The organism is Rhizobium leguminosarum bv. viciae, assembly GCF_012276115.1.
In the GTDB taxonomy this organism is placed as follows: Bacteria; Pseudomonadota; Alphaproteobacteria; order Rhizobiales; family Rhizobiaceae; genus Rhizobium; species Rhizobium leguminosarum_T.
In genome coordinates this window covers 227,908-246,256 of record NZ_WIEU01000002.1, presented here as the reverse complement: position 1 = coordinate 246,256, position 18,349 = coordinate 227,908, and the positions used below count along the sequence as shown (strand labels likewise).

The 18,349-nt window shown below is 60.6% G+C and carries 17 protein-coding genes and 1 pseudogene; 5 read left to right on the top strand and 13 right to left on the bottom strand.

Annotated features, from left to right (window positions below; genetic code table 11):
* The first annotated feature begins 97 nt into the window (after positions 1 to 97).
* The 4 genes from GFM02_RS04405 (at position 98) to GFM02_RS04390 (ending at position 4,004) form a co-directional block, all read left to right on the top strand.
* A complete protein-coding gene (locus GFM02_RS04405) occupies positions 98 to 1,987 on the top strand; it encodes a sensor histidine kinase (RefSeq protein ID WP_020053000.1) in 1,890 nt (629 codons plus the stop codon).
* Positions 1,984 to 2,616 (top strand): response regulator transcription factor, encoded by a 633-nt coding sequence (locus GFM02_RS04400; protein WP_168266944.1) that lies wholly within the window; start codon positions 1,984 to 1,986, stop codon positions 2,614 to 2,616. Before GFM02_RS04405 ends, GFM02_RS04400 begins: the two co-directional genes overlap by 4 nt.
* A 101-nt stretch (positions 2,617 to 2,717) precedes the next feature.
* Complete coding sequence (locus tag GFM02_RS04395) at positions 2,718 to 3,089, top strand: response regulator (RefSeq protein WP_168266947.1); 372 nt, start codon at positions 2,718 to 2,720, stop codon at positions 3,087 to 3,089.
* Positions 3,090 to 3,266: 177 nt separating this feature from the next.
* Complete coding sequence (locus GFM02_RS04390) at positions 3,267 to 4,004, top strand: phosphatase PAP2 family protein (protein ID WP_168320926.1); 738 nt, start codon at positions 3,267 to 3,269, stop codon at positions 4,002 to 4,004.
* An 8-nt stretch (positions 4,005 to 4,012) separates the two neighbouring features.
* On the opposite strand, the gene GFM02_RS04385 is transcribed toward GFM02_RS04390, so the two are convergent.
* The 13 genes and pseudogenes from GFM02_RS04385 to GFM02_RS04325 all read right to left on the bottom strand — a co-directional run bounded on the left by GFM02_RS04385 (position 4,013) and on the right by GFM02_RS04325 (position 16,367).
* Positions 4,013 to 5,533, bottom strand: coding sequence for a mechanosensitive ion channel family protein (locus tag GFM02_RS04385; RefSeq protein WP_020053004.1), 1,521 nt, complete (start codon positions 5,531 to 5,533; stop codon positions 4,013 to 4,015).
* A 117-nt stretch (positions 5,534 to 5,650) separates the two neighbouring features.
* Complete coding sequence (locus GFM02_RS04380) at positions 5,651 to 8,212, bottom strand: FAD-dependent oxidoreductase (protein WP_168320925.1); 2,562 nt, start codon at positions 8,210 to 8,212, stop codon at positions 5,651 to 5,653.
* Between the two features lie 100 nt (positions 8,213 to 8,312).
* Positions 8,313 to 8,501, bottom strand: coding sequence for a hypothetical protein (locus GFM02_RS04375; RefSeq protein ID WP_168320924.1), 189 nt, complete (start codon positions 8,499 to 8,501; stop codon positions 8,313 to 8,315).
* A gap of 79 nt (positions 8,502 to 8,580) precedes the next feature.
* Complete coding sequence (locus GFM02_RS04370) at positions 8,581 to 8,820, bottom strand: hypothetical protein (protein WP_025397792.1); 240 nt, start codon at positions 8,818 to 8,820, stop codon at positions 8,581 to 8,583.
* 9 nt (positions 8,821 to 8,829) lie between these two features.
* Entirely contained in the window at positions 8,830 to 9,090 is a 261-nt protein-coding gene (locus GFM02_RS04365) for a hypothetical protein (protein ID WP_025397793.1), read from the bottom strand.
* A gap of 3 nt (positions 9,091 to 9,093) precedes the next feature.
* Positions 9,094 to 9,414, bottom strand: a complete 321-nt coding sequence (locus GFM02_RS04360; RefSeq protein ID WP_168320923.1) for a helix-turn-helix domain-containing protein — start codon at positions 9,412 to 9,414, stop codon at positions 9,094 to 9,096.
* A 381-nt stretch (positions 9,415 to 9,795) separates the two neighbouring features.
* Positions 9,796 to 10,134 carry a DUF2147 domain-containing protein gene (locus tag GFM02_RS04355; RefSeq protein ID WP_168266956.1) on the bottom strand — a complete coding sequence of 113 codons (339 nt, stop codon included), beginning with the start codon at positions 10,132 to 10,134 and terminating at the stop codon, positions 9,796 to 9,798.
* A gap of 198 nt (positions 10,135 to 10,332) precedes the next feature.
* On the bottom strand, positions 10,333 to 11,136 hold the full coding sequence (locus tag GFM02_RS04350; protein WP_020053013.1) for a hypothetical protein: 804 nt from the start codon (positions 11,134 to 11,136) through the stop codon (positions 10,333 to 10,335).
* A gap of 47 nt (positions 11,137 to 11,183) precedes the next feature.
* A pseudogene (locus GFM02_RS04345) lies at positions 11,184 to 11,973 on the bottom strand (hypothetical protein).
* 81 nt (positions 11,974 to 12,054) lie between these two features.
* Positions 12,055 to 13,296: an alpha/beta hydrolase gene (locus tag GFM02_RS04340; RefSeq protein ID WP_168320922.1), complete on the bottom strand. Its 1,242-nt coding sequence runs from the start codon at positions 13,294 to 13,296 to the stop codon at positions 12,055 to 12,057.
* A gap of 119 nt (positions 13,297 to 13,415) precedes the next feature.
* A complete protein-coding gene (locus GFM02_RS04335; protein WP_168320921.1) occupies positions 13,416 to 13,628 on the bottom strand; it encodes a hypothetical protein in 213 nt (70 codons plus the stop codon).
* Positions 13,625 to 14,365 (bottom strand): DUF2092 domain-containing protein, encoded by a 741-nt coding sequence (locus GFM02_RS04330; protein WP_432444443.1) that lies wholly within the window; start codon positions 14,363 to 14,365, stop codon positions 13,625 to 13,627. Before GFM02_RS04330 ends, GFM02_RS04335 begins: the two co-directional genes overlap by 4 nt.
* A gap of 193 nt (positions 14,366 to 14,558) precedes the next feature.
* Positions 14,559 to 16,367 (bottom strand): adenylate cyclase, encoded by a 1,809-nt coding sequence (locus tag GFM02_RS04325; RefSeq protein WP_020053018.1) that lies wholly within the window; start codon positions 16,365 to 16,367, stop codon positions 14,559 to 14,561.
* Between the two features lie 365 nt (positions 16,368 to 16,732).
* Between GFM02_RS04325 and GFM02_RS04320 the strand changes: the two genes are divergently transcribed.
* Entirely contained in the window at positions 16,733 to 18,169 is a 1,437-nt protein-coding gene (locus GFM02_RS04320; RefSeq protein WP_020053019.1) for a DUF1254 domain-containing protein, read from the top strand.
* The last annotated feature ends 180 nt before the right edge of the window (positions 18,170 to 18,349 follow it).

The window sequence follows — 18,349 nt, the reverse complement described above, 5'->3', positions numbered from 1 at the left end:
GGGAATCTCTTCATGCGGTGACAATCGACAGTAGTGATGCGCAGATGACGCCGCAGCGAGAAGCTGTTATTGTCGCCCGGCTTTGGGGGGAAAGCGGATGGGCTTGGGCGAATGGTCAGGTCGATTGTGCACTGCCTTTTTGTTGGCGGTTGTCGCCCTGGGTGTGTCCAGTCGCCATGCCGCAGCCTCCGACACCTCGATTGCCATCATCGACCGGGTTCCCCGCGTCCTCGTCCTCTATCCCTATGATGAGAGGATCGCGGCGACGACCGCTGCCGGAGAGGCGCTGCGGAGCCGTTTGCTGGAGGCGACAAACGGCAAGATCGACCTGTTTTCAGAGTTCCTGGATCTCTCGCGGTTTCCGGAAGGTGACCATGTCGCGCGCATGGCACGATATCTCGGCGAGAAATACGAAGCGCGCCGCCCGGACGTGGTCGTGGCTCTCGGCAAGGAATCGGCGAGCTTCGCAACCGCGAACCGCGGCATGATCGCGCCTGGCGCAAAGATCGTCGCTGCCGGTTTCGGCACAGCCACCGCCGAGAAGATCGACTTGCCGGATGACGTGATCGGAGCCTTCACGACATTCGACATTCTCAAGACGGCCGAGATGGCCCGCAGCCTGCAGCCCGATGCGCGCCACCTCTACATTGTCGGCGGTTCGTCCGACTTCGACCGCGGCTGGCTGATGACGGCCCGCGCGGCTCTCGAGCAGTTCTCGAAGTCCTACGAGACGACCTATCTGGAAGATCTGACGATCGACGAGTTCGTCGAGCGCGCATCCCGTGTGCCGCCCGACAGCATCATTCTGGCATTGACGGTCTTCAAGGATCGGGCAGGGCGCAACTTCATTCCGCGCGACGCCATCAGGCAGATCGCAACGACCGCCAGCGCGCCTGTCTACGGACCCTACCAGACCTACATCGACCATGGCGTCGTCGGCGGCAATACCGTCACATTCGAAGCTCTGGGCCGGACCGTAGGCGACCTCGTCATCGATGCGATCGCTGGTAAGCCGGTGTCCGATCTCGAAGCGCCTCAGACCTACATCGTCGATGCCCGGCAACTCCAGCGCTGGGGGCTTGCCGAAAAGGATCTGCCGCCGGGCACAATCCAGATGCACAAGGAGAGGAGCCTCTGGGAGGAACACTGGGTCATATTGGTGGCGGTGAGCGGCCTCCTGCTGGTGCAAGCCAGCATCATCTCGGTGCTGCTGCTGGAGCGGAGGCGCCGCCGCGACGCCGAGCGAAGCTCGCGGCTTTACCTGCTTGAAGCCATCCATCTCAACCAGTCCGCGACAGCCGGCGCATTGTCCTCATCCATCGCTCACGAATTGAACCAGCCCCTTTCGGCGATCCGAAACAATGCCGAGGCAGCCTCTGTGCTGCTCCGAAGTGCAAACCCGGATCACGAACTGATTCAGCAGATTCTCCTCGACATCCAGGAGGACGATCAGCGCGCAGGCGATATCATCAGCCGGATGAGAGGTTTGCTCAAGAAAAGAAGCGAGATCGATTGGCAGGAGTTCGACCTGAACGATGTCACGTCGAGCGCAATCCACATCATTCACGGCGAGGCGGAACGACGCGGAATTAAGCTGACATCGAGCCGGCCGACCAGCGAGTTGCGGGTGCGTGCCGACAAGGTTCATGTACAGCAGGTCATCCTCAATCTGGCGACCAACGCGATGGACGCCATGCTGGAGGCCGTGCCGGCGGGGAGAACGCTCAGCTTTGCAACGGGACTGGCGAACGAGAAGGCGGAATTGCGGGTTTCCGACACGGGAGACGGCATTCCCGAGGAGAGACTGATCAGAATCTTCGAACCATTTTACACGACCAAACAAACGGGCACGGGGCTGGGTCTCTCCATAGCCCGCGCCATTATCGAGACCTATGGCGGCACTATCTGCGCCGACAACCGCCCCGAAGGCGGGGCAGTCTTTCGCATGGTCCTGCCACTCGCCCACGGGCAGGAACGATCAAGATGAAACCTGTCATTCATATCGTCGATGACGACAAATCCTATCGGATGGCGACCGCAAGGCTGCTTTCCGCACATGGCCTCAAGGTCGAAGCCTATGAATCCGGAGATCACTTTCTCGCCCGCTTTTCCGCTTGCGAGCCGGGCTGCGTTCTCCTCGATCTCCAGATGCCCGGCCAGTCCGGCCTGCAGATCCAACGGCGGCTCTGCGAGCTGGCACCGCACTTGCCGGTCGTGTTCCTCACGGGGGAAGGAGACATAAAGGCAAGCGTCGAGGCGATGAAGGCGGGTGCCAAGGATTTTTTGGAAAAGACTTCTTCCACGGCGTCATTGATGGAGGCGATCGATCGCGCGCTCATTCAATACGAAAGACGGCGGGCCGGCCACGACCGCCTTCAAGCCCAGCGGGCGCTGGTGGCGGGCCTCAGTCCGCGTGAGGCCGAAGTGTTCCAGCTCCTCATTCGCGGCCGTCTCAACAAGCAGATCGCTTATGCACTCGGCATCTCGGAGCGGACGGTGAAGGTGCATCGCCATCAGGTCATGGAAAAGCTTGCCGTGCGCTCGCTGGCCGAGGCGGTGTCGATCGCCGCGAATGTCGGTCTCATTGACCAGGATACGGCATCGCCGGTGGGGTGATCCGATGTCCTTCCCCTTAGGGCAATATCAATCGACCTCCAAGCGGCCTAGTTTGACCGGCAACCGTTAGTCTCTCATAGGTTCGAAAGAGGGGACATGAGGTGGAGAACCTTCGCCGCACGGTCGCTGTCGTCGATGATGACGCAAGCCTACGGCGCAGCCTCGGGCGGCTGCTCAACGCCTACGGTTTTCTGGCCGTGGAGTATGAATCCGCCGAGGCCTTTCTCGCTCGCGATCCCAAAACGGCGATAGACTGCCTTGTCCTTGATATCGACCTCGGTGGCATGTCCGGCATCGATCTGCAACGCAGGCTGAAGGCCGAGGGAACAACCCTTCCGGTGATTTTCATCACGGCACTGGAAACCGGCTCCGTGAAAGCGGAAGCGGAAAAGGTGGGATGCGTTGCTTATCTGCAGAAGCAATTTTCCGGAGCTGCATTGATTGCGGCCATCAACAAGGCGTTGGGACTGTGAACTGATGGGAGTGGCTGACAATCTCGCCGGGGGCGTTGATGAACCACAGACGGCGGCCTCGACAACCCATAAACTCCTCTCGGGAACGTCCTTGATTGCCGCAAGGCCTTGAATCCTGGCTTTGCATTGCCAATCTGGCGAGGACCGACATGATGTGAAGGGAGTTCTACGGCAGGCATGAGTGAGGTTCAACGACGGGGATTCTTGGCGAGGCTCAACGCATATGAGCCGCTGACATTGATCATGCTGGCATCGATCGCCGGCGGGCTGTTCGTGCTGCAGCGATTGACCAGCGAAGTCCTGGAGGGCGAGACATTCCGCTTCGACGAGACAATCCTGCTGGCGTTGCGACGGCCGGGCGAACTCGCCGTACCGATCGGTCCTGGCTGGCTGACGCATGCCGTCGACGATATCACCAGCCTCGGCGGTATCACCGTTCTCTCGTTGATGACGGTTCTCGTCACCGTCTACCTTCTGCTTGACCGGCGCTGGCCGATCGCGATCTTCGTCTTTTCCTCGGTGCTGACCGGCTGGCTGGCAAGCACGCTCTTGAAGATCCTCGTCGCCCGGCCGCGCCCCGATATCGTGCCGCATCTGGTCGAGGTGAGCGATCTCAGCTTTCCCTCCGGACATGCGATGGTCTCGGCGGTGACCTATCTGACCCTGGGGGCGCTGCTGGCGCGGACGCAGCGTTACCGGTCGACGCGGATATTCGTCATGGGCGCCGGCGTCTTCCTCGCCGTCATCATCGGATTGAGCCGGATCTATCTCGGGGTCCATTACCCCACGGACGTCTTAGCCGGATGGTGCGCCGGCGCGATCTGGGCGCTCGGCTGCTGGCTGATCTCGAAGCGCTTCGTTCCAAGTCGTGCCCCTGACGATGGCGCCGAAGCTGAAAACGGTGACAGCAGATAAGGCGGAGCCTATTGCGGCACCTTGAACAGGTGGTGGATACGCGTCACCAGCGAACTCACCGAGCGGCCGTGCAACGTGGCGCCCTCGGCCGCGAAGGAATGCTGGCCGGTTTCGATACGGTGTAGGAGAGTGGCGGCAAGCTCTTCGGCGATACCGGGCCTGTCATGCAGAAGTGGCATCAGGCTGGCCTGGGCGATTTCGTAGACGACGACGAAGGTGAGCGCGCGCAGGCTGGCGGCCTCGCCGACGCCGATCAGCAGTCCGCTTTCGCCGAAATAATCGCCCGGCGCGAGCCGGCCGAGTTCGATTTCCTTGTGGCCTTCCTGCCGTGTCGCGATGAGCGCACCGCTGCGCACGATCATCAGCGATGCAACCGTATCGCCCTGTTCGATGAGGATGGCATCCTTCTTGAAGGTCCGCCGCGTCATCGAGGCTGCGAGCGTTTCCTTTTCGTCCTCGGTCAGCGAGGAAAACAGCGGGACGGCGTCGAGAAGCTTGAGCGGCGTCGGTCGGTGCGGCTTTGCCATCTCTTCCTGCTGCAACTGCTCGGGCGGTGGGCCGGCGGCGTCGAGCGGTCGCGCCAAAGTGAGACCAGCGGCTTTGACATGGCGGTAGAGCAGGTCGAATATTTCGTTCTTCGCCGGCCCCGCTTGGCCGATATCCTTGACGCGGAAGGAAAGCTCCAGCTCTACTGCATCTGATGTCAGCGATTTGATCTGCACGCCGGGTTTCGGCTCGGCCAGGATCGAATCGCTGCTCAAAAGCACGGCGCGCATGACGTCGATGATCGCCGACGGCCCGATCGTCGGCACGACGCGGACTGTCAGCGTCGCGCCGTGACTTCGGTCAGGACTGCTGAGATTGGTCAGTCCGACCTTGGCCAGAAAGCTGTTGGGCAGGACGACGAGGTCGTTCGAGCCGTTCAGCAGATGGGTGGAGCGCCAGTTGGTTTCGACGACACGGCCTTCGACGCCGTCATTCAGAACGATCCAGTCGCCGATCGCGTAGGGCCGGCCGAGATTGAGTGCGATGCCGGAAAATACGTCGCTCAGGGTGCTTTGCATCGCCAGGCCGAGGATGATGGCAAGGACGCCTGATGTGGCGATCAGCGTGCCGACGGGAAAGCTGAAGACATAGGCGACCACCGAGAGGATCGCGCCGAGATAGATCAGGCCGATGACCAGATCCTGAACGAGGCGACCTTCGCGCGGCTGGCGCTCGAAGATCAGGAAGACGCGGACGAAGGCGATCAACGCCCAGGCGGCGTTGATCCACCAGACCACCTTGGCAAGGGCGATGAAGACGCGTTCGAAGGTCGAAGCCGGCGTCGGCCCGACTTCGTAGGGCACGATGTCGTGATAGAGCAGCAGGACGGTGAGCGCCGCGAAGAAGAACACCTGGCCGGCGAGCTTCCAGCTTGGGAAGGGCCGAAGCGCTATGCGCGTAACGACCGCGCCGACCACGGCCAGCGTCCCGGCCTGGACGACAGGATCGGCAATCACTCCGGACCATGTGAGACTATCAACCATCGACTATCTCTTGAGCGCTTACAGCGCCACGCGTCCTTTCAGACGGGCGGCGCTGTAACACTTTCAATCCTCGCATCGGCTTTCCCGAAAATCGAGTCCGATCTTCGCGCCGATGCGTTAGCTGCGCGGCTTCAGATTTTCTGGGTCATAGATCGGCTTGTACCCGACGCCGACAACCTCGACCGGATAAGTCTCGGCGAAATACTCGACTTTCAGCCTGCGTCCGACCTGGCAATAGGACCAGGGCAGATAGGCCAAGGCGATGTTCTTTCCGACCGTTGGGCCGTAGGCGACCGAGGTCGTGTAGGACCGGCGGCCAAGCTCGTCGATCAGGACCTCTCCCGTGGCGGGATCGACGACCGGCATGTTGCCGACGGGATAACGCTTCACGCCCGATTTGTCGGTATTTTCGGTCATCACAAGCGTGCAGAGCATGGCCGGCTGGTGCTCGCGCGCCTTGTATTCCAGATGTTTTGCCTTGCCGCGGAAATCGGCTTCCTTGACCTTCGGGCGGGCGAGATCGGCTTCGATCAGGTTGTACTGAGTCAGGAGGTCGGCGTTCTGCAGGCGCAGGCTCTTTTCCATGCGGCGCGAGTTTGCATAGGTTTCGACGCCGAAGGCCATCACGCCGGTCGCGCGCAGCGCATCCCAGACGGCGAGGCCGTCTTCGTACTTCATGTGCAGTTCCCAGCCCTGCTCGCCGACATAGGAGATGCGGAAGGCGGTGACGGGCTTGCCGGCGATTTCGATCGGCTTGATCGCCGCAAAGGCGAAGTTTTCCTGATCGAGCCCGGCCGGATCGGCCACGGCCTTCTTCAGCGTGTCGCGCGCGTTCGGACCCCAGATGCCGATCGTTACGAATTTTTCCGAGACGTCGGTGATCGTCACGTCAAGGCCACGGTCTTCGGCGACGCGCTTCATGTAGTGCAGGTCGCGCGGGCCGGCGTCGGCGCCGTTGACGAGACGGCATAGATCGGCCATGCGGAAGACGGTGAAGTCAGCGCGGACCATGCCTTCGTCGTCGAGAAAGTGGGTGTAAATGCCCTTGCCGATATTTGCATCGCCGCCGACCTTGGCGGCGCAGAGCCATTCCATCAGTTCGACATGGTCGGGTCCCTCGATGTCGACCATGTGGAAGTGGCTGAGATTGACGATGCCGCAATCCTCGCTCATCGCCAGATGCTCGGCATTCGACACGCGCCAGAAATGGCGGCTATCCCATTCGTTCTCGCGAACCGGGACGCGGTCGGCGTATTTCTCCAGAAGGTGCTCGTTGGCGGCGTAGCCGTGCGCACGCTCCCAGCCGCCAAGTTCCATGAAGTAGCCGCCAAGCTCCTTTTCGCGCTCGTAGAAGGGCGAGCGCTTGGCGTTGCGGCCGGATGCATAGGGTTCGCGGGTGTGAACAGCCGGGAAATAGATCTTCTGGGCGGCTTCGTAGCAGCGGCCCTCGATGAACTCTTCCGTCAACTGATGCGGATAGAAGCGAGCATAGTCGATGCTGTTGTGATCGATTTCAGTACGGCCATCGGTCATCCAGTCGGCGATCAGCTTGCCATAGCCCGGGCCGTCCTTGACCCAGATGGCAACGCAATACCAGAGTCCGCGCACCTTCTGGCTCTCGCCGCAGGATGCGCCGCCGCCGGCGGACACCTGCAGCAGACCATTGAAGGAGTGGCCTTCGTTATAACCGAGTTCGCCGAGGATCGGCGTCAGTTCCATGGCGCGCTCGAGTGGCTCGATGATCTGTTCCATCTCGAGGTCACGCTGCGAGGGCGAGAGGCGCGCTTCGTGTTTTTCAAGAAGATCGCGCGGATGGCACATGCGCGGATTGGTGGCTTCGTAATAGCCCCACTCGATCTGGCCGCCCTCCGTCGTCGACGGGTCGCCGGTATCGCGCATATAGGCGGAGTTGCCCTGGTCGCGCAGCAGCGGGAAGCCGATTTCCTTGCCGGTGCCTTCAAATTCGTTATATGGACCGAAGAAGGTGAGGGGATGGTCGACCGGCATGACCGGCAGGTCTTCGCCGACCATCTCCGCGATCAGGCGCCCCCAGAGGCCGGCACAGACGATGACGTGGTCGGCCATGATCGTGCCGCGATGGGTGACTACGCCCTTGATGCGCCCGCCTTCGACGATCAGCGACTTCGCCGGCGTGTTGCCGAACACCTTAAGCTTGCCGGCCTTTTCGGCGGCATCGACCAACTTGCCGGCAACGGTCTGCGAGCGCGGAATGACGAGGCCGGCATCCGGATCGTAAAGGCCGCCCATCACCTGATCTTCCTCGATCAGCGGGAACTTCTCCTTAATCTCGGAAGGGCTGACATAATGGGCGCGCGTGCCGAAAGCGCGTGCCGAGGAAAGCTTGCGCTTGATTTCCTCCATCCAGGTATCGTCGCCGGTGCGCGCCACTTCAAGGCCGCCGATGCGGGCGTAATGGCCCATCTTCTCGTAGAAATCGATCGAGTATTGCGTGGTCCAGACCGACAGATAGTCGTGGCTCGTGGTGTAACAGAAGTCCGAGGCATGGGCTGTCGAGCCGATATCTGTTGGGATGCCCGACTTATCGATGCCGACGATATCGTCCCATCCCCGCTCGACGAGATGATGCGCGATGGAGGCGCCGACGATACCGCCGAGCCCGATGATGACGACCTTTGCCTTTTCCGGAAATGCTGCCACGTGCTGTTCCTTCTATTTATCGCACGAATTAAAATGACCTAACCGCGCTTGACGTACGCTTCGCGCGTGAGATGCAGGAGCCATGTCAGCGGTAGGGGTGTCACATTTGCCGAAGCAGCGGAACCCCCAGACCGCCGCGCATGGAAGCTGCGATGAGGGTATTATGCATAAGGCTCGCGATCGCCATTGGTCCTACGCCGCCTAGTAACGGCGTAATTGCGCCAGTCCGGATCGAGGCAGCGCGGCAACCCGCAAAACAGCGCCGGCGCCCCGGCGATCCGTCCCGCATCGAACGGTCTGGCAACGACGGGCAAGGATCGGATAGGACGAGCCGTTACAGCTAGCCGGCTCGATCGCACGCCCCCGGATCACGGCGCTGAAATCGCCTGGAGCCGGTCGATGTCGACCAGCACGATGTCTTCGGAAACAGGCTCACGATTATGCAGCCGGAACCATTCGGCTGCTTCGCGCACCCGATCTCCATGCGGCGGCGGATAGGCGCCAAGTCCGAGAACCCATTCCCGCACGGTCTCGCGCTCCATCCGCCCGGCCCGGTATCGATCGCAGACGGTTTTTGCCGATGCGACGAGATCATTGATGCTTTTCACGGGATTCCCTCAATGCACGGATGGCTCTTCATCTTCGAGAAACGATCGAATGCCGTCGCGCGCGACGACGGCCAGGAATTCGTCGAAGGCATCCCGGTCAGTCGCAAATGGCTCGTCCCAGCGGATCAGGTCTTCCGCTTGCGTGACCACCTCCATCGTCCAGTCTTCATTGCTGCCCGATGTGCGGAAGATATCGACGAGCACGGTGATCCCGTCGTCGGTGAATTCTCCCGCCAGTTCGGAGTGCTCTAGCTTTTCTTTTTTTGCCATCATTCAGCCACCCGCACCGGGTGGTGCGTCGTTTTCGAGATATTCTTCATATTGAACCGTCTCGGTCTCATTCGTGTCGATCGAGGCATCGGCGCGTTTTGCCAGGCGAACACCCGCACCCCCGCCATTTTCGGGGATGAAAATTACACCTGCGCCTTCCAGGGCGTGCTTCATATCCTGAAGGGTTCGTTCGTAGGGAGAACGCTTCCCGGCCTCGAAATTAGCAATCGTCGCTTTGGCGATTTTTGAGGCCGATGAGAGATCGTCCTGGGACCACGCCAGAAGGGCGCGAGCAGCGCGACATTGTGCGGAAGAGAGACACAAAACAATAACCTTGCATCAAAAGTGTGATTCTGCCTCAGCTAAATGATATAAAAGATGTAATCTCGAGACAAGAGACCATCTGCATCGCCACATAACCGCGGATCGGATTCGGGGCGACACGGGAAGCACAAGCGTGGACTGGCGAAGGCCGGCTCTTTCCACTTTCAACAAGCATGGCCTAGCGCCGTCCAAGGGAGGGCGTCTTCATCGGGTTGAGAGGCCTCCTGGAACTGTTGGCGGAACCAGGTTGACATTGAGGCAGGGGATGACGAAACGACGGAGAATTTCGTTCTCCTGGCCCGCGAGAAACACGTGCTAAGCCACGGCGTCACCAACTACCAGTTGAGTCGGCTCCGTCGATATTATCCTATTATGCAGCCGTCAAAGGCGGGGCCAGGTCTGCGACTCACAGACGACCTTGAGGACGCAGCCCTTCATCTTCAGCGAATTGCCGGAGACCGTCAGGGAGCCGTCGTAGGTCTTTTTCGCATCTGGATCGGTGATCTTGCCCTCGTAGCTTCCGTCCTTGCCATTGAAGTTCCCGATCTGCTCGCCGGCATGCTTGCCGGACTTCAACGTGATGCAGTAGCCACTGCCACAGGGAGCGATCACGGCGGTATCGCCAAGTTCGGTCTTCCAGTTGCCGACGATCGGGTCTTGTGCATAGGCGATGGCGGCCGAGGCTGCGAGTGCGGCGGCAGCGAAAATGATGCGGTTCATGATGTCCTCCTCGGTTGAAGTGTCCCGGAGACTACGTGTTAATGCCATCCGAGGCGCGTAGCTTCTGGTATGCTCTGTCCAGTTGGACCGCACTTCCGCGGAACTGCTGATCGTGGAAGAGAACGCCCGAAGGCGCTCCGGAGGAAGGATTGCCGGTCGTCTCGAATATCACGACCTTCCTTCACAATGATGGACGATTCACTTCGGAAAGAGGAACGTGACCGCGACGCGGAAGCCGAGTCCTTCCGGGCCATTGTCTGGAGCCGCCGCCCAATATCGTATGCCCGCCGTCAGGCTGATCGGCTGCTTGTCGATGGTGATCAGCTTGGCGACCGTGACGTTGATCGGCACCGACCAGTCGTTCGTTTCCCAGTTATAGGTCGACTCCGTATTCAGCGAGAACGTCCAGGCGTCCTTGGTCGTGTAGGAGAGGAACGGCTGGAGGAACGTCGAACTCACATCCTCCCGGTCGCTTTGTCCGGCGAACGACCAGATGTGGTTGCCGAGAAAGCCGTAAGTCCAGGGGCCGTCCTGCTTGAGGACGACCGCTGTCGGACCCGCACCCCACTTGCCGCTTCCGAGTAGTTCGTCCGTTGCCGTCGGCAGCAGGAACACGGGGCCGACGCCCCAGACGATACCACTCTCGGTCGGCTTCGACGGCGAGAAGAAGAAGCTTTGCGTGGTGTCGCCCAGACCGAACTGCGTTCCAGATGGTCCGGCGATGTCGTTTTGCCATGTGACGGGCAGGATGGTGCGCGAGATGACGTTCCAGTCCTCGTTTATCTCGAACGGAATGACGGGCTGAATGTTCAAAGTCGCCTTGTCGCCGTCGTCTGGACCATAGCCGTGATCGTAGTTGAACTGGAACGGCACGCTGATGAGTGAGGCTATCGGATTTGAGAGCTTCTTCGCCAGGTCTTCATTCGACTGAGCGTATGCCAGCCCCGTACCGAGCCCAAGCGCCGTCAGGGTCATCGCCGTCCGATAAGCTATGCTATTCATTGATGCCATCCCCATTGAACCATGATCGAATTTTCACAAGCCGCCGTCTAGAAGTGAAACGCGACGCCGACGATCGGACCCTGTTCGACGACGTCGAAGACAAAGCCATCGTTCTCATAGTTCACGCCCACCGCCCGGTAGCCAGCGACCGCAGAGATTGTCTCGGTGAACTTGTAGCCGAGCGCCAGGGAGACATCCCAGTCGACATCCGCGCCGCCGCCGCCGACAAGGCCCCAGCCGGTGACGTAGATTTCAGGCGTGAAAAAGTAGTTCCCCCCTAACGCCGACAAGTGCATCGACCCAGGTCGCGCCATCGTCAGCTTCACGTCCGCCGAGAAGACCGCCATTGAATCCGATGGTCGTGTCGACCGACCAGACGCGGACACCGCCGACCACGTCGAGATGACCCGACTGGTTCTCCAGCACGGAATATCCGGCCCCGAGCAGTCCGGCGAAGGTCTTCGACGTCACGTCGATGCTGTCTGCGAGGACGCCGTGTCTTGTGTCCGCGCCCGCTCCGAGTTTGATGTACATGACGTCGCCGAAAATACTGAAGCGATCGTACCGGGCTTCGCCGGCCGCCATGAAGGCGAAGTCGAGGTTTTCCAATATGTCGCTGAAACTGGAGTCGACATGGACTTCGGGCAGACCGAATTGCGCCATGTCTCCCGACAACCCCGCCGCCCAGAAATAGGGGGCCGCGGTGTATGACCAGCCGCTTTCGCTTTCGACCACCTTGGCTTCCGGAATGCCCGGCGCGATCTCCGCGGTCAGTCCAGACGAAGCGACTGCAAGGCTCACACAAAGAACCGCAGCGTGTACCAGAATCACCCTCATGAAAGTCCCCTTGTATTGCAGTCACGTTGGTATCGGCGAATCAAAGTATAACACCGGCCGCAGAGGCTAGAACCTCGAATATTAGCGTCTGCAGTTCGGCGTCGGTCGTCCTTCCGCGCAGTGCTTCACCGCTGCTGCGGCCGGCTGCGCCCCACTCGTGCCCGCCAGGGTTCCGACATGGGTGGCATAGTTGTCTCGTGTGTCCTGATCGATTACGGCAACGGGTGCTGCGAGAACCAGGCCGGCAACGTTCCCAGCAGCCGTCGCAGCTCCGGTGGTCGCCACCAAAATCTGGTCGCCAAGTCCGACGTGGCTGTCGGTCAGCGTCTGCCCCTCGGATATACGCTGGCCAATGAGCTGGACGATCTGGGGAGACTCGGCAAACTTGCCATGGTTCATGCTGTCGCCGGATTTGATCTTGGTGAGATCGATCACCTTGATCTTGTTGTCCTCCAGCTCCTTTTTGTAGGGGGCCTGTTCCGGATCGATGGCGCCGAGTCGCGAGACGTCCCCCCAGACGCGGCGCGAGAACGCCAGCGCCTTGTCGTCGCGGGAGACGAACAGCGTGAACTGTGGGTACTGCTTTCCCATATCGGCGATTTGCTGCCGGAACACGTCCACGTCGACATCGGGAGCCGCCAGCATGACGTTCTTGAATTTCTGCGGCAGCCGACCGTTGCGGATAGCCATCTGGCGCAAGGATTCCAGAGCCAGCCAGTTGCCCATCGAGTGTGCGAGGATCGAGACTTCCTTCACCTCGGGATCCTTGGCCAGATACTGGAAAAGCGTCTCCAGGGCGTTGCGGGTATAGTTGGTGCTCTCACGGTCATAGCCGTAGGCGAGCAGGCTGCCGCGCGACGGCCAAGTCACCAGGATGGGCGCACTATGGACGCCGGAGTCGTGAACGATCTGCGCGAAACGGTAGACCGCATCCTCGAACCGGTTGTTGAAACCGTGGATGAAGACAAGGACGCTACCGTCGGGCGTCTTGCTGACGCTCGCGCTCAACCACTTCTTGGCTTCGTCGACGTTGAGATCGTCGGCCTTCACGGTCGCAAAGTCGGTCGCCGGATTGGACGGCAATCTCTTCGGCCAGGCGACCTGTCCTTCCTTGCGAACCTTGCTGGGCGGAATCGAGATCGTCATGTCGGCGAAGGCCGGGGCCAGCGCACGTTCTCCGTTGAACATCTCGCCTGGAACGGTCGACCGGGTGCGGGTCGTCGCGATCAGCATGTCGACCTTCGGCGACTGCGGTGACGTGTCGGCCACGGGTGTCAGCACGTCCTTTGGATGGCCGCCACATCCGGGTAATGCCGTGATCATTGAACATACAAGAAACCTACGAAGCCAGCTCATTTGAGCCGACGCCCACCCGACGCTACTCCGACTGCCCACAGATCGCCCTCATCAAAAATGCTTACACAGCCCTCGATCGCCTCGTCCTAACAGTAGTAGACGCCCACCGCGCAGCGCCTGACCGTGCGCCGTGCCACTCCGGCAACGCTGACCGGCGTCAGTGGCCGGCCGATCCGGGCTTCGGCCGGGGTTACAATGCTGTCTGGCACAGGAATTGAAAACTGCTCGGCAACCTCAAGCCCGGAAATTCCGACGGCTACGGCAATCAGAAGAACTCTCACGCGTCTGAACAGGGTCATTGTTTCGCTCCTTTTGCGAGGTGATCGGGAAGCTCGTCGGTGTCCTTGAGCCTCGACAGATCGACCTTCTTGGCGTCCGTCGTGTTTTTGAACGTGTAGTCCGCTGCCAGGACGTCGGTGCCCGTCTTCCAGTCGCTGATCTGGATGCTGTATTGCGGCCCCTGGTCGACCTGGTTCGCGGTGATCACGTAGCGGCAGGGGTAGGGATGGTCGCCCTGGGCGATCCAGAGCTGCCAGTCCACCTCCTTGGTGCGAAAGGCGAGGTGGTCGCATTCGACGCCGCCGATGACCCCGCTGCCGAGATCCTTCACGTCGGTCACGCCGTCCATCAACGTGCCGTAGACGTCAGGCATAAGGAGGTCTGCGCCGGGAACGGGCCGATGCAGCTTGTCCCGCATTTCGTCCACGAGGTGATCGATCGTGCCTGGCACCTCGGCTTGCGCATAGAGATTGGCGTCCTTGCCGAACATGGTCGCCGTCTTGCCATCGAATGTCATCTCGACATTGGCAAACCCGCCATGCCGGGTGACGCGGAGCTTGTCTGGTCGGCCCATCTCCATCTTGCCGGAGCTTGCAAGCAGGATCTTCTGATGGTCGGTGGTTACGACCTCGAGATTGGTGTCGTAGTCGAATGAGATCGCCTTCTGAGAGGCGAGATAGTCCGACATCGCCTTCACCAGCTTCTTGGCGTCCGCTTCGTCGGCGCGGGTTGCCGACAAGGATCCGGACACGAACATGGCGAGGGTCCCCGCCGCGAGAAGGATCGCGAACCGATGCTGAGATCTTCCTGATGGTCTGGTCATCGACACATGCCCTCCCGAGCGGATCGTTGCAATCCGGCGAACTCTACAGTCGGGCGACGGCAAACGCCCGTAACATCTGGTAGCATCTGTGCCGAAACGGCTCGGTGCACGGCTCTCCCGTGGCGCGCTACCGCGGGACAAGCACAGCCGATCCTTGAGACTGCCACAGCATCGACGCCTGCACCTCGTCGGACGCGGGAAGGCCAGCCTTTCTGATGTCCGCGATCAGTCTTGCCCTGTCGGCGGGTCGGAAGTTTCTCGCCTTGAGTTCGGCCACCACGTTGGGAATGAAATCCGGCCGCATCGCGTCGAAACTGGAAGCCTCGCGGCGGGCGTCGTCCATCATCCCCGCATTCACGTAGATGACCGCGGCGACGGCATGGAAAAGCGGAAACTTCTGTAGATTCGCCTGCTTGATCTCGATGACCGCAGTCTCTCCGTCATGCAGCATGTAGGCGGCGAGCGCGCGGGTGCCATGGTAATAGCCGCCGCCGCCTGGGTTGAGGGCAAGAGCGCGGTCGAGCAGTTCGGCACCACGTTGCCATTCCCCACTCATCGCGACCCGCGTACCAAACTCTCCGAGCAGTTCGGTATCGTTTGGATTGGTCGCCAATGCCTGTTCGCCAACGTGGAGGGCTTCGGAAACCTCCTGATGGAAGAACAACGCCGTCATCAGCGCCTGATGGGCGCGCGTGTTGTCCGGATCCTGTTGCACGGCGCGACGGGCGGCCTGCAGGCTGCGATCAATCGGAGGCGACCCGTTGGTGTTCGGATTGAACCGGAACCGGTCCTCGTCGAGATAGATGATGGAGAGCATCGCCCATGCGGTGGCAAAGGATGGATAACGGGCGACGGCGCCTTCGAGGCACTGCCGCACGTCCAAGTGCCGTGTGGCACTCAATTCCGCACGGTATCCATAGAAGCTCAGCGTGCAGGCGTAGGCGCCAAGATCGTCAGGGGGCGGATTGGAGACGTCCGCCTGAGCCATGATGCCGTAGGGCTGGGCCACTGCGCTTGCCACCTTGTTAGCTACATCGGACTGAATGCCGAACAGATCGCCACTCTTGATGTCGTCGTCGTAGGTCTGCGACCACAGGATTTCGTCATTTTCAGTATCAAGCAGGCGCGCTGTCACGCGAATGCGGTCACCCGAAACACGAACGCCGCCCGCAAGGAGGAAGCGGGCGCCGAGTTCGCCGCGCACCTGGGACGCCTCGACGCCGGAGGGCAAGGACTTCGATGTCTCGCGACCGAAAACCCTGATTTCCTTGAAGCGAGGAAGGGCGGTCAGAAGCTCCTCGGTCAGGCCCGCCGTATAAAGGGCAGCCTGCGGCCCGTCTCCGAGATTGGCGAACGGGGCGACGACAAGCGTCGGACCTTCCTCGATGGATCCCTGGGATGTAGAGCCCAACCCTATCGGTAGCAAGTAGGCAGAAGCGGCCAGCGCCGCCATGACCACGCCGAGCATGATGCCAGCTCCAATACCGAATGGCGTCAATTTCTGTAATCGTTGGCGCAGTGTCGCAAGCCGACCGTCAGAAGACGCCGGGGCCTCTTCGTTCCAGACGAAAGACGGCGCGTAACCGCCTTTGGGGATGTCGATTCTGATCGGATCATTTTGCCCGGCGACCAAATAGTAGCGCTCCAGCGTGCGCCGCAGCCGACCAGCCTCTATACGGACTACGGGATCGTCCTGCTTGAACCCTTCGCGCCGCTTGAACACTTCGATGGCAATCGAATAGCCCTTTATGCGCTCGGAGCGGCCCGCAAGCGCCTCTTCCGTGACATAGGTGAGGAAGGCGGCGCTTCGGCCCACCTTCGGAAATTCATGACTGGAAAGGATACGTTCGAGCTGCGCGCGAATCTCGTCCTGGTTCGGTGGAGCACGCGACAAACCCGGCGCTGCATCGCGCGCCGGTGGCGATTGGTTCTGCATGGCCTTCTCCTCACCCGCTCTTGAGGCCGCGTATGCACGAAGTAGCTTTATTTCCCCGACCGACTGTAACCTACACTAGAAATTGAATGTCGTCCACAGAAGTAAGATCGTCGGGTGTAGTCGCTGCACGTCGAACCTGCACTGGTGCTCTATCCAGGTAGATATCGTGGAGTACTGTCCTGATCACCCGAGCGACGTGTCCGCGGCGCCCGGCGCGATACTCGTATGTTACAGTTACATACTTGCGCTTTTACAAGCCCTGGCCACGATCGCGGTCGCAGGCAACCCCGTGTCTCCTGGTTGGATGGGGCGGAAGTGCTGCCGAAGGGGATTCGATAACTCATCGAACAATAGGAGTACGGCAAATGTTGACGAAGCGAGATCTACTTCGCTCCGCCGCGGCGATCGCCGCCGGCGCTGCGATTGCAAGGCCAAGCCTGCTGATGGCGCAGAGCTACCCGGGCATCATCGAGGCCAAGGACATTGCCGAAGAAGGCTTCATCTACGGCCTGCCGCTCGTGATGAACTATGCGGTCATGCAAGAATATGCCGTGGACAGGAGCTCGGGGCAGTTCAAGGCGCCGTTCAACGAAATCAACAATATGCACCATGTCGCCACCCCGGCGGACACGGCAGTCATCACGCCGAACAGCGACACCCCTTACTCGGTGCTCTGGCTGGATTTGCGCGCTGAACCGATGGTGATCTCGGTGCCGGCGATCGAAAGGGAGCGCTACTACTCGGTCATGCTCATCGACGGCAACACCTACAATTACGGCTATATCGGCACGCGCGCCACGGGGACCGAGCCGGGCGACTATCTCGTAGTCGGCCCCGACTGGAAAGGTGAGACGCCTGCCGGGATCAAGAAGGTCTTTCGACCGACGACGCCGTTCACGCTCGCGGTTATCCGCACTCAACTCTTCAATCCCGGCGACATGCCGAACGTCGAGAAGATCCAGGCCGGCTACAAGGCGCAGCCGATTTCTGCCTTCCTCAAGCAGCCCGCCGCGCCTGCCGCGCCGAAGATCGATTTCCTTCCTGCCACCACGGCCGGGATCAAGGACAATTTTTTCCAATATCTCGACGCAGCCCTGCAATTCGTCCCCGAGACGCCAAAGGACAAGGCGATCCGTGCGAAACTCGCAAGGATTGGCATCGGTCCCGGCAAGACCTTCGATTTCAAGGAACTATCGCTCGAACACAAAGCCGAAATCCTGATCGCCATGAAGCAGGGTGACGACAAGGTCGACAAGTGGCTGGCCACCGGCAACAAGGTCATCAACGGCTGGAACGTCGGCTCCTTCTTCGGCGACGAGGCCTTCTACAATGGCGATTGGCTGATGCGGGCAGGCGCCGCCAAGGGCGGCATCTACGGCAACGATGCCGTCGAAGCGATGTACCCCTATACAAGAACGGACGCGATGGGTGCGCCGCTTGACGGCAGCAAGCACAAGTACACCCTCACCTTCGCACCGGACCAGTTGCCGCCAGTGAATGCGTTCTGGTCCGTTACGATGTACGACGGCAAGAGCCAACTCTTGGTCAAGAACCCGATCAATCGCTACCTCATCAACTCCCCGATGTTGCCGGGGATGGAGAAGGGCGCAGACGGTTCGGTGACGCTGTACATCCAGAAAGACAGCCCCGGCGCGGACAAGGAAGCAAACTGGCTCCCGGCGCCGGATGACAAAATCTATCTCGTCATGCGCCTGTACTGGCCGAAGACCGAAGCGCCGTCCATCCTGCCTGCCGGCGCAGGGACATGGCAGCCGCCAGGTATCGATGTGGCCGCGAGCTAGCGTTTGCCCCGACTGCCTGAGGGGCTCGCCGCGGTTGGCGAGCGGGTCATTCAGGTGACGGTCTTCTGCGAGACCTTCGAGCCGCGATTACCAAGCCTAAGCAAGGACTGCGGTGAGTGATTGCCGCTCAAAAATCGGCACAGTTCAGATGAGGGGGTTTCAATGCGCAGTTGGATTAGA